The 12,045-nt window shown below is 60.4% G+C and carries 7 protein-coding genes; 3 read left to right on the forward strand and 4 right to left on the reverse strand.

What is annotated here, in order from left to right; translation table 11 throughout:
- Window positions 1–75: 75 nt before the first annotated feature.
- Both AAFH49_RS13885 and ureC read right to left on the reverse strand, forming a co-directional pair.
- On the reverse strand, window positions 76–747 hold the full coding sequence (locus AAFH49_RS13885) for an urease accessory protein UreF (protein WP_342299033.1): 672 nt from the start codon (window positions 745–747) through the stop codon (window positions 76–78).
- Window positions 748–820: 73 nt separating this feature from the next.
- Entirely contained in the window at window positions 821–2,539 is a 1,719-nt protein-coding gene (gene ureC / locus AAFH49_RS13890; RefSeq protein WP_342299035.1) for an urease subunit alpha, read from the reverse strand.
- A 79-nt stretch (window positions 2,540–2,618) separates the two neighbouring features.
- On the opposite strand from ureC, the gene AAFH49_RS13895 reads away from it, so the two are divergent.
- Window positions 2,619–3,452 carry a hypothetical protein gene (locus tag AAFH49_RS13895; RefSeq protein ID WP_342299036.1) on the forward strand — a complete coding sequence of 278 codons (834 nt, stop codon included), beginning with the start codon at window positions 2,619–2,621 and terminating at the stop codon, window positions 3,450–3,452.
- Between the two features lie 10 nt (window positions 3,453–3,462).
- Here the strand turns inward: AAFH49_RS13895 and AAFH49_RS13900 are convergent, their stop codons facing one another.
- On the reverse strand, window positions 3,463–4,197 hold the full coding sequence (locus AAFH49_RS13900) for an urease subunit beta (protein ID WP_342299037.1): 735 nt from the start codon (window positions 4,195–4,197) through the stop codon (window positions 3,463–3,465).
- 145 nt (window positions 4,198–4,342) lie between these two features.
- The gene (locus AAFH49_RS13905; protein ID WP_342299038.1) at window positions 4,343–4,951 is read right to left on the reverse strand and encodes an urease accessory protein; all 609 of its coding nucleotides are present in this window, start codon (window positions 4,949–4,951) and stop codon (window positions 4,343–4,345) included.
- A 430-nt stretch (window positions 4,952–5,381) separates the two neighbouring features.
- On the opposite strand from AAFH49_RS13905, the gene gltB reads away from it, so the two are divergent.
- The gene (gene gltB, locus AAFH49_RS13910; RefSeq protein ID WP_342299040.1) at window positions 5,382–9,905 is read left to right on the forward strand and encodes a glutamate synthase large subunit; all 4,524 of its coding nucleotides are present in this window, start codon (window positions 5,382–5,384) and stop codon (window positions 9,903–9,905) included.
- 174 nt (window positions 9,906–10,079) lie between these two features.
- On the forward strand, window positions 10,080–11,549 hold the full coding sequence (locus AAFH49_RS13915; protein WP_342299041.1) for a glutamate synthase subunit beta: 1,470 nt from the start codon (window positions 10,080–10,082) through the stop codon (window positions 11,547–11,549).
- Window positions 11,550–12,045 lie beyond the last annotated feature (496 nt).

A 12,045-nucleotide genomic window follows, 5' to 3' on the forward strand; every position in this document is an offset into this window, starting at 1 on the left:
CTTGCCCCCGCCCGTCGTTGGACGGAATCGTTGAACAAGTGCGAACGTCCGGGCGGGGGCAAGCCCCGCCCCTACTCAGTTCTGGAATAATTTTGAATAAATATCCTCGTGCAGCACCTGCGCCGCATCCAGCAAAAACGCCGAACGGGTAGCTTCGCCGTACTCCTTTCCCGCCTGCACCGCCAGAATATGCTCGAACACCGCGTAAAAATCGTGCTGTAGCTGGTGCCCCTCCAGCGGCCCCAGAAACCCGAGGCGAATGGCAGCGCTGAGTTGGTCGCGGAGGAGCATATGCAGGTACATGGCCTGCAATTCCTTTAATTCGAAGCCAACCCGCTGCAAGGCCAGCGTGAAAACCAGCGTGAAATGCGGCGGAATATTTTGACTTGTAAACCACTGGATAATGGTTTCCAAAGCAGCTTCCGGGTAGAAAGTGGCCAGCAGTTTCAGCCAGTTGCGGCCCTGCACAGCGCTGGCTTTGTAGAGGCTGGGGACGAGCAATTGCGCGTCGTATTCTTCGGCGACGATTTGAAAATTGGAGCTTTTTTCAGTGAGGTGGAATGTGGAAGTGATGAAGGGTAATTCGGCGCTGCCGGCTTGCTGCAAATAGGAATACAGGTAATTCCGCAGCGCAAATGGCGTATTTATGAGGCCGAAGGTGATGCTGCTTTCCAGACCGTAGGAATAGGCGAATGAGCCAGTGGGGATGGCCGAATCGACGAGGTGCAGGAGGCGGGCGAATTGCATGAGATGTAGCGCGGACTTTGTAGTCCGCGAGTGGATTTGTTTAACTCGCGGACTACAAAGTCCGCGCTACATCTTAAAACAAGTTATAAAGCTGCGCCAGCGGCAGCACCTCCGCCGGCTCACACGTCAAATGCACCCCATCCACCATCACGCGGTACGTCTCGGGGTCGACGGAAATATTGGGCAAGTAGTCATTCAACGCCATGTCCTTTTTGCCAATATTTCGGCAGTTCTTCACCGCTACCACCTGCTTGGTGAGGCCATAATCGGCCCGCACTCTTTCAACAGAAGCATCCGACACAAACACCATCGAAGACTTCCCGATGGCCCCGCCCAGCGCGCCGAACATGGGGCGCGAGAATGACGGCTGCGGCGTGGGAATGGAGGCGTTGGCGTCGCCCATCTGGGATTGGGCGATGATGCCGCCTTTGAGTATCATCTCGGGTCGGGCGCCGAAAAAGGCGGGTTTCCAGAGCACAAGGTCGGCCAGCTTGCCGATTTCGACGGAGCCGACTTCGTGCGAGATGCCGTGGGCGCGGGCCGGGTTGATGGTGTACTTGGCCACGTAGCGGCGCACGCGGAAGTTGTCGGCGGCGCCGGTGGCAGCGTCTTCGGGCAGGGGGCCGCGCTGCTGCTTCATTTTGTGGGCCGTTTGCCAGGTGCGGGTGATGACCTCGCCCACCCGGCCCATGGCCTGCGAATCGGAGCTGATGATGCTGAGGGCGCCCAGGTCGTGCAGGATGTCCTCGGCGGCGATGGTTTCGCCCCGGATGCGGCTTTCGGCGAAGGCGACGTCTTCGGGAATGTTGCGGTCGAGGTGGTGGCAGACCATGAGCATGTCGAGGTGCTCGTCGATGGTGTTCACCGTGAAGGGCCGCGTGGGGTTGGTGCTGGAGGGGATGACGTTCGGCTCGCCGCAGATTTTGATGATGTCGGGCGCGTGGCCGCCGCCCGCGCCTTCGGTGTGGTAGGAATGGATGGTGCGGCCCTTAAACGCGGCCGTGCTGGTTTCCACGAAGCCGCTCTCGTTCAGCGTATCGGTGTGGATGCAGACCTGCACGTCGTATTCCTCGGCAATGCTCAGGCACATGTCGATGGCCGCCGGGGTGGTGCCCCAGTCCTCGTGCAGCTTGAAGCCCAGCGCCCCGGCCTCGGCCTGCTCGCGCAGCCCCTCCGGCTTGGAGGCGTTGCCCTTGCCCAGGAAGCCGAAGTTGAGCGGGTAGGCCTCGGTGGCCTTCAGCATGGTTTCGAGGTAGAACGCGCCGGGCGTGCAGGTGGTGGCGTTGGTGCCGGCCGCCGGCCCGGTGCCGCCCCCAATCATGGTCGTCACGCCCGAAGCCAGCGCTTCGGGAATCTGCTGGGGGCTGATGAAATGGATGTGGCAGTCGATGCCGCCGGCGGTGAGCAGCTGGCCTTCGCCGGCAATGACTTCGGTGGTGACGCCCACCACCATGCCGGGCGTCACGCCGGGCATGATGTGCGGGTTGCCGGCCTTGCCGATGCCCACGATGCGCCCGCCCTTGATGCCAATGTCGGCCTTGAAAATGCCGGTGTAATCGACCACCAGCGCGTTGGTGATGACCAAATCCAGCGCATCGGCCGGCCCGATTCCGGCCGCCTGGCCCATGCCGTCGCGCAGCACCTTGCCGCCGCCGAACTTGCATTCCTCGCCGTACACGCAGTAGTCGCGTTCAACTTCAATCAGCAGGCCGGTATCGCCGAGGCGCACCCGGTCGCCGGTGGTGGGGCCGTACATGTCGGCATACGCGCGACGGGAGATGGGGAGGGACATGGTGGTTTTGAATTAATGCTTGGGCAATGGAAATTCTTTTTCAACTACATTAGTCACTCAAAACAAAAAGCCGTTCACCATGAGCATCTTATCCATTATTGGTCTTGTCGCAGTTGTGATATTCGGAAAATTTATTTGGGATACATACATCACTGGAAAAACTGAAAATGATGCAAAAGCAAATGAAAAGCGTAATCCAGAAGAGGCTACCAGAATGGAGCTTAATGTGAAGAGAGGGCAGCACTTGAACTTTGATTATTCACCTAAAAGGAATGCTGACAATCGCAAAAAGTCACTAAATATTTTGGTTGAGTTAATAGGATGCGAAGCATCTGATATAGAAAAAATTTACAAAGCCACGTTGGCTAAAGAGATAATCGATATCCATGCAAATCCAATATCTTTTTTGAAGACAAGAATTGAAGACTTAAGAAAGCTTAAAACAAGAGATGCGTTGAGCATGAATTTTGACCCGGATGATACTCCTGCCGCATTCATGTGCGAATGGGCAGTTGAGATGCTTGAGTCAACAATTCGTCAGAAGGAGAAAATTGAATTAGAAATTTTTGTTGATGACGAAAGAGAGAGAATACGGCAAGAAATGCGTCGTATATCCATAGCGACTATCGCTGAGAATCTAGATTGCGAGGAAAAATATGCAGAACTCTGCTTTAAACAGCAGATTAAAAATGATGCGACAGTTGGCATGATTGAGAATGGAATTGATATTCTTGATTTCTTGAATCACGCAAAGAGCACATTTGAAGAAACGAAAGAAAGTCAAGCTATTGAATTAGGAATCAGTGAGGATGTTACGCCCGCAGGCATTGCTTGCCTTTGGTTAAATGATTTAATTATAGAACGACAAAATAGAACTCCATATGATGACTATGTTGAAAACATGGGTGTGTAACCGTCTTGCATCATAGTTTCTCCAGCGCCTGCTGCTTCTTTCCAGCCTCATCCAGCTTCCCATCAATGAGCCCATTGCCGCCGTACACGATGCGCTCGCCGGCCAGGGCCACCAGGCGCACGCGCTTGCGCTCGCCGGGCTCGAAGCGCACCGCCGTGCCGGCCGGGATGTTGAGGCGGAAACCGTAGGCGGCGGCGCGGTCGAAGTGCAGCGCCGCGTTGGTTTCGAAGAAGGGATAGTGTGAGCCGACCTGCACGGGCCGGTCGCCCATGTTCACAACGTCCACGTCCACCGTGGCGCGGCTTTCGTTGAGGACGATGTCGGCCGGGTGCAGCTGGTATTCGCCGGGCTGGGGGTGGCTGGCGTTGGCGGGCGCGGCGCCGGGGGCCGGGGTGCGGCTCAGGCCGGAGCCGTAGAGGGCCAGGGCGGCATCGCCGGTTTCGCGGCAGATGGGGTGGTGCACGGTCACGAGCTTGGTGCCGTCGGGGAAGGTGCCTTCGATTTGGACTTCGTGGAGCATGTCGGCCACGCCGGGCAGCACGTCGGCCAGGCCCAGCAACTGCTTGCCCTTGTCCATGAGCACGGCCACCCGCTCGCCGTCGCGGATGAACTCGAGCAGCTGCGTGGCGATGAGGGCCAGGGCTTCGGGGTAGTTCAGGAGCAGGCCGCGGGCGTAGCGCTTCTGCGCCACGAAACCGGCCTGGTGGAGAACGAGCTTGTCGAGGTCTTTGGGGGAGAGGTGCATCTGGGAGAACTGTGTAGAGACGCAATATTTTGCGTCTCGTCGTTGCTGATGTTGTTATGACTGTGCGGCTTTGTGTGGTTTGGCGCGGTTCCGGTCGTTCAACGACGAGACGCAAAATATTGCGTCTCTACATCGTTCTGGCGGCTTACCATCGCACGTTCCCATAAATCATCCACCCACCGTATCCAATGCACAGCAGCGACGACAAGGTAACGGTACTAAACTTCAACGTCCGACTGATTTTCATGCGCTTGGTGAACGGCACGCTGCACAGCCCGGCCACGATGAACATGCCCAGAATGGAGCCGATACCGAACACCGCGAAATAGCCCATGCTCAGCCACGGGTCGCGGATTTCGCTCATCACCAGCAGTACCAGCGCGCCGCTGCCGGCCAGGCCGTGCAGCAGGCCCACGGCGTAGGCCGCCCGCGAGGGCGACGCGCCGGGCCGCACCTTGGCGGGCGGGCGGCGCTGGTCGAGCAGGCGGCTGATGCCCATTATGATGAGCATCAGGCCCACGGCCGCTTCGAAATAACCGGAAGTGAGAAAGGTGACGCGGCCCAGCAGAATAATAGCGCCCACGACCACCAGCGTGGTGGTGTGGCCCAGGCCCCAATAGATGCCGTCGCGCAGGGCTTCGGCAAGTGTGTCACGGCGGGAAATGAGGTTGCCCACGGCCAGCAGATGGTCGGGTTCGAAAGCATGGCCCATTCCGGCCACGGAAGCGAATAAAATGGGCAACAGGCCTTGCATTTGGCAGGGTATTATGGGATAAAAAGCGCTGAAAACGTTTGTTGTCTTCTGATTTCCGGGCATTTTGGAATTTACCGAAAAAGTAACCTAAACTTCTTGGATTAGCTGCTGAATCTGGAAAAAGCTCCCGTAACTTTCAATTTCGGGCCGCCTGACGGAGGCGTGGAAACGTTCATTTAGCGGCTGTGCAACGTGCTAACAACTGGTTTTGGCATTGTATAAACACCGTATACAAAATACTATCCATCAATAGTTTACCATCAAAACCAACGAGCTGAAAATAGTAAATCAGCAGATAACGCCACTTTGGCTCCCGGCAAGGGTCCGTTACTTGTAAATGACTGTGTGCAGTTGGCTGATTTTACGTCTGCCCGAGCTGACATTCCCGCCGAGCGGCGGCACCCTTTTTTCCTGAATTTCTAGAATCCCGATGCAATCCACTGACACTCCTCAGGGCCTGTACCGCCCCGAATTTGAGCACGATGCCTGCGGGACTGGTTTCATCACCTACCTCAACGGCCGCAAAACCCACCAGGCCGTCATCGACGCGCTAACCATGCTCGAAAACATGGAGCACCGCGGGGCCTGCGGCTGCGATACCGACTCCGGCGACGGGGCCGGCCTGCTCATTCAAATTCCGCACTGGTTTCTGCTGGAAGAATGCACCGCCCTCAGCATCCGCCTGCCAGAGCCGGGCAGCTACGGCGTGGGCACGGCCTTTTTGCCGAAGGACGATAAGCTGCGCGCCGCCTGCCACGACGTGATAAACGGAGCGGCGGCGCGGCTGGGCTTTCCGCTGCTGGGCTACCGGCCGGTGCCGGTGAACCCGGCCGGCATCGGCCCCACCGCGCTGGCCGCCGAGCCGGTGATGGAACAGGTGTTTTTCGGCCGCCCGGCCGGAATTGTCACCGCGGAGGATTTTGAGCGCAAGCTTTACGTGCTGCGCCGCCTGATTTTCAAGACGGTGCGCGAAACCGTGCCGGCCGCGATGGACGTGTTTTACCTCGCCTCGCTCTCCTGCAAAACCATCGTGTACAAGGGCCAACTGACTACCTACCAGGTGCGCGGCTACTTCCCCGACCTCAGCGACGAGCGGGTGGTGTCGGCCTTTGGGCTGGTGCATTCGCGGTTTTCGACCAACACCTTCCCGAGTTGGAAGCTGGCCCAGCCCTTCCGCTTCCTGGCGCATAATGGCGAAATCAACACGCTGCGCGGGAATCTGAACTGGTTTTACGCGGGCCTGCGCAACTACGTGTCGCCCTATTTCTCGGCCGAGGAAATGGACATGCTGCTGCCGGTAGTCGATGCCGGGCAGTCGGACTCGGCCTGCCTCGATAACGTGGTGGAAATTCTGCTGCACTCGGGCCGCCCGCTGCCGCACGTGATGATGATGCTGGTGCCCGAAGCCTGGGACGGCAACACCCAGATGGACCCGCTCAAAAAGGCCTTCTACGAGTTTCACGCCACGTTTATGGAGCCCTGGGACGGTCCGGCCGCCCTCATTTTCACCGACGGCCAGCAGATTGGGGCCATGCTCGACCGCAACGGCCTGCGCCCCCTGCGCTACCTCGAAACCACCGACGGCCGCGTGCTCGTCGCCTCCGAGGCCGGCGTGCTCCATATCGACCCCGCCACCGTGGTGCAGAAAGGCCGCCTGCAGCCCGGCAAGATGCTGCTGGTGGATACCGTGGCCGGCCGCATCGTCACCGACGAGGAATTGAAGGCCCAGGCCGCCGGCCGCCAGCCCTACGGCGCGTGGCTGAACGAGTACCAGATTCGCCTCGAAGAGCTGCCCGAGCCGCGCCAGATGTTCACAGATTTGGCGGCGGATGCGGTGTTCAAGTACCACCAGGTGTTCGGCTACACCCGCGAGGACATCGACGTGCTCATCACGCCCATGGCCGTGGAGGGCAAGGAGCCCATCGGCTCGATGGGCGTGGACGTGCCCCTGGCGGTGCTGTCGGACCAGCCCCAGCACCTGAGCAGCTACTTCAAGCAGTTTTTCGCGCAGGTCACTAACCCGCCCATCGACCCCATTCGGGAGCGGCTGGTGATGAGCCTGGCCACCTTCCTGGGCAACAACGGCAACATCCTCGATGAGGACAAGCACCACTGCCACTGCGTGGCCCTGCGCCAGCCCATCCTCAGCAACCACGAGCTGGAAAAGCTCCGCAGCATCGACACCGGCATGTTCAATGCCAAGACGCTGCAAACCTATTTCAAGGCCGACGGGCTGCCCGGCGCGCTGGAGCGCGGCCTCGCCCGCCTCTGCCGCTACGCCGAGGACGCGGTGAACGACGGCTTCGAAGTGCTGATTCTGTCGGACCGCGCCGTGGATTCGGAGCACGCGCCGATACCCTCGCTGCTGGCCGTGTCGGCCGTGCATCACCACCTCATCAAGCTCGGTTTCCGGGGCTCGGTGGGGCTGGTGGTAGAGGCCGGCGATGTGTGGGAGGTGCACCATTTCGCCTGCCTGCTCTCGTTCGGAGCCACGGCCATCAACCCCTACCTGGCGCTCTCCACGGTGCGGACCATGCGCGAAGCCGGGCATTTGAACACCTCCCTCGACCAGTCGCAGCTCACTTACAACTACATCAAGGCCGTGTGCGACGGGCTGCTGAAGATTTTCTCGAAGATGGGAATTTCGACCTTGCAGTCATATCACGGCGCGCAGGTGTTCGAGATTCTGGGTTTGAATCAAGCGGTAGTCGATTCTTATTTCTGCGGCGCGGTCACTCGAATTGGCGGACTGGGACTGGATGAAATTGCCCGCGAAACGCTCTACAAGCACTTCCAGGGCTTCAAAACCACCACGCCCGAGGAGCAGACCCTGCTGCCTGACGGCGGCCTCTACCACTGGCGGCGGCGCGGCGAGGCGCACATGTTCAACCCCGAAACCGTGCACCTGCTGCAACTGGCGACGCGGACGAATAACTACGCGACTTATCAGCGTTACGCGAAGCTGATTAACGAGCAGCCGGAGCGCATGTTTACGCTGCGCGGGCTGCTGGATTTTGCGCATCACCGCGAGGCTATTTCGATTGAGGAAGTGGAGCCGGCGGAAGTCATCATGAAGCGTTTCGCCACGGGTGCCATGTCGTTTGGCTCGATTTCGCACGAGGCGCACAGCACCCTGGCCATTGCCATGAACCGCATCGGCGGCAAGAGCAACACCGGCGAGGGCGGCGAGGACCCGATGCGCTACGAAGTGATGGAAAACGGCGACTCCATGCGCTCGGCCATCAAGCAGGTAGCCTCGGCGCGCTTCGGCGTTACGGCGCACTACCTCACCAACGCCGACGAGCTGCAAATCAAGATGGCCCAGGGGGCTAAGCCCGGCGAGGGCGGCCAGCTTCCCGGCCACAAGGTGGACGAGTGGATTGCGAAAGTGCGCCACGCCACCCCCGGCGTCGGCCTGATTTCGCCCCCGCCTCACCACGACATCTACTCCATCGAAGACCTGGCCCAACTCATCTTCGACTTGAAAAACGCCAACCGCGCCGCCCGCATCAACGTGAAGCTGGTGAGCAAAGCAGGCGTGGGCACCATCGCCGCCGGCGTGGCCAAGGCCCACGCCGATGTCATCCTCATCGCCGGCTACGATGGCGGTACGGGGGCCTCGCCCATCAGCTCCATCAAGCACGCTGGCCTGCCCTGGGAGCTGGGCTTGGCCGAAGCCCACCAAACGCTGGTGCAGAACCAGCTCCGCAGCCGCGTGGTGCTGCAGGCCGACGGCCAGCTGAAAACCGGCCGTGACCTGGCCGTGGCCGCCCTGCTCGGGGCCGAAGAATGGGGCGTGGCCACCGCCGCGCTGGTAGCCGGGGGCTGCGTGATGATGCGCAAATGCCACCTCAACACCTGCCCCGTGGGCGTGGCCACCCAAGACCCGGAGTTGCGCAAGCTCTTCACCGGCCAGCCCGAACACATCGTCAACCTGTTCCGTTTCCTGGCCGAGGAGCTGCGCGAAATCATGGCCGAGTTGGGTTTCCGAACGATAAATGAGATGGTGGGCCGGCCCGAATTCCTGAAAGTGCGCGAAGGCATCACCCACTGGAAAGCCCGCCACCTCGACCTCTCCGGTATGCTACACCCGGCCGCCAACATCTCCGGTGGCACCTTGTACCAGAGCGAAGCGCAGGACCACGGCCTCGGTAACATTCTGGATTGGCAGCTGCTGGAACACGCCCAGCCGGCCCTGAATGAGCAGACGCCGGTGTACGGTGAGTTTGAGGTGCACAACACCGACCGCACCATCGGCACGCTGCTCTCGAATGAGATTGCCAAGCGCTACCACGCCGCCGGCCTGCCGCCCAACACCATCAACTACCGCTTCCACGGCTCGGCGGGGCAGAGTTTCGGCGCGTTCAGCGTAACGGGTTTATCATTCACGCTGGAGGGCGAGGCCAACGACTACGTGGGCAAAGGGCTGAGCGGAGCGCAGCTGGCCATTTTTCCATCGGCCGAAGCCCGGTTTGTGCCCGAGCAGAACATCATCATCGGCAACGTGGCGCTGTACGGTGCCACCTCCGGCGCGCTGTTCGTGCGCGGACAGGCCGGTGAGCGGTTCGCGGTGCGCAACTCCGGGGCTACGGCCGTGGTGGAAGGCGTGGGCGACCACGGCTGCGAGTACATGACCGGCGGCCGAGCCCTCATCCTAGGCCAGACGGGCCGCAACTTCGCCGCCGGCATGAGCGGCGGCATCGCCTGGATTTACGACCCCAACGGCACATTCCCCACCAACTGCAACCCCGAAATGGTAGAGCTCGACCCGCTCGACGCCGATGACGAGGACCAGATTCAGGCGCTGCTCCGGCAGCACGCGGAGCTAACAGGCAGCCAGGTGGCGGCCTTCCTGCTGGGGAATTGGGGCGAGGAAGTCGGGAAGTTTGTGAAGGTGTTTCCGAGTGAGTATAAGAAGGTGCTGCAGAAGGCGCGGTATGCGGAGGTGGGGTGAACGAAGTAGAGACGCAACATTTTGTGTCTCGTCGTTGTACGACCGGAACCGCTCATAACCGTGCAGTTATAACAACATCAGCAACGACAAGACGCAAAATATTGCGTCTCTACTTCGTTCCAATTATCCGCAACGATTGAGACGCAAATGGGCGTCTCTACATAGTTCTAGAAGATGGCCAACCCCACCGGTTTCAAAGAATTTTCCCGCGAGTTGCCGCCCAAAGCCGCACCGCAGGAGCGCGTGGCCCACAACCGCGAATTCGTGGGCGCTTACGCCGAAAGCCAGCTCACGCAGCAGGCCGCCCGTTGCATGGATTGCGGCATTCCGTTCTGCCATTCGGGCTGCCCGCTGGGCAATATCATCCCCGAATTCAACGACGCCGTGCGGGAGCAGGATTGGGGAAATGCTTACCAGATTCTCTCCGCCACCAATAATTTCCCGGAGTTCACCGGCCGCATCTGTCCCGCGCCGTGCGAGGCGGCCTGTGTGCTCAGCATCCACAGTAGCCCGGTGGCGATTGAGGAAATCGAGAAGCACATCATCGAAATCGCCTTCTCGAAAGGCTACGTGCAGCCCACTTCGCCGGTGCTGAAATCGGGCAAGACGGTGGCCGTGGTGGGTTCCGGCCCAGCCGGACTGGCAGCGGCGGCGCAGCTGGCGCGGGCCGGCCACACCGTCACGGTGTTCGAGCGCGACGACCGGCCCGGCGGCCTGCTCCGCTACGGCATCCCCGATTTCAAGCTCGATAAATGGGTGATTGACCGCCGCATCAAGCTGCTGGAAGACGACGGTATCAGCTTCCGCTGCAACACCGAAATCGGCCGCGATATTTCTGGTGCCGAGCTTACCGCGAGCTTCGATGCCGTGGTGCTGGCCGGCGGGGCCAGCGTGCCGCGCGACCTATACATTCCCGGCCGCGAATTGCCAGGCATCTACTTCGCCATGGACTACCTCACCCAGCACAACCGCCGGGTGAGCGAGCTGGGCATTGAGGACGATGAAATCTGGGTTGAGGGCCAGGACGTGGTGGTTATCGGCAGCGGCGACACGGGCTCCGACTGCGTGGGCACGGCCAACCGCCAGCGGGCACGCTCCGTCACGCAGTTTGCCCTGATGCAGCAGCCCGGCACCGAGCGCCCCGCCCACACGCCCTGGCCACAGGAGCCGCACATTTTCCGCAGCAGCACCTCCCATGAAGAAGGCTGCCAGCGCTACTGGGGCATCAATACCAAAGCGTTTCTGGCCGATGAGTACGGCCAGCTCCGCGCCCTGCGCGTGAGCGACGTGACCTGGGAAACTGACGTCATGGGCCGCCGCATCCGCTTCGAAGAGGTGCCCGATTCTGACCGTGAAATTCCCTGCCAGCGCGTGCTGCTGGCCCTGGGCTTCACCGGCCCCCGCGTAGACGGCCTACTCACCGAGTTGGGCGTGGCCCTCGATGAGCGCGGCAACGTGCACGCCGATGAAAAAGCTTACCTCACCTCCCGCCCCAACGTGTTCGTGGCCGGCGACATGCGCCGCGGCCAGTCGCTGGTCGTCTGGGCCATCTCGGAGGGCCGCGAGGCGGCGCGGGAAGTCGACGTGTTTCTGACGGGCAAGACGGCCCTGCCGAGCAAAAATGCGGTGGGCATGTTTGCATAGCTTGCCGCATTGCGCGTCGCATATTCTAAACACCTGGCGGAATATGTTACGCGCAGCAAACAAAGGATAGCATCGCGAATGCTTCCTCACCCGGCGAATAGGCGGATACTATAAACAGCCCCGGCATTTGGGAATGCCGGGGCTGTTTGCGTTTACGGAAGCCGCCACGCTAGCCGGCGCATATCGGTTCAAGTCGGGTGGGCTTTCTGTCGTCGGCCAGCAATGCGGGGCTGCACTTGCGCCTGCCGGGCCGAGCCAACATAGGTCGCTCCAGCGGGGCATCTGAAAACGAATGGACCACCGGTGAGCCGGACCGCTGGCGTGCGGCTCCACCCTGGCAATTGATAGCCGGCCCGTAGTGGGCCACCGCCGGAATTGATTGCAAAACGCCGTTTCATACTATATTAGAGAAACGGCTAGTCACGACAAAATACAAGTCAATCAAGCGGCTTACACTTACATCACACGTTCACCGCGCCTGCCAAACGCCGCCAAA

This window comes from Hymenobacter segetis, from assembly GCF_038448715.1.
In the GTDB taxonomy this organism is placed as follows: Bacteria; Bacteroidota; Bacteroidia; order Cytophagales; family Hymenobacteraceae; genus Hymenobacter; species Hymenobacter segetis.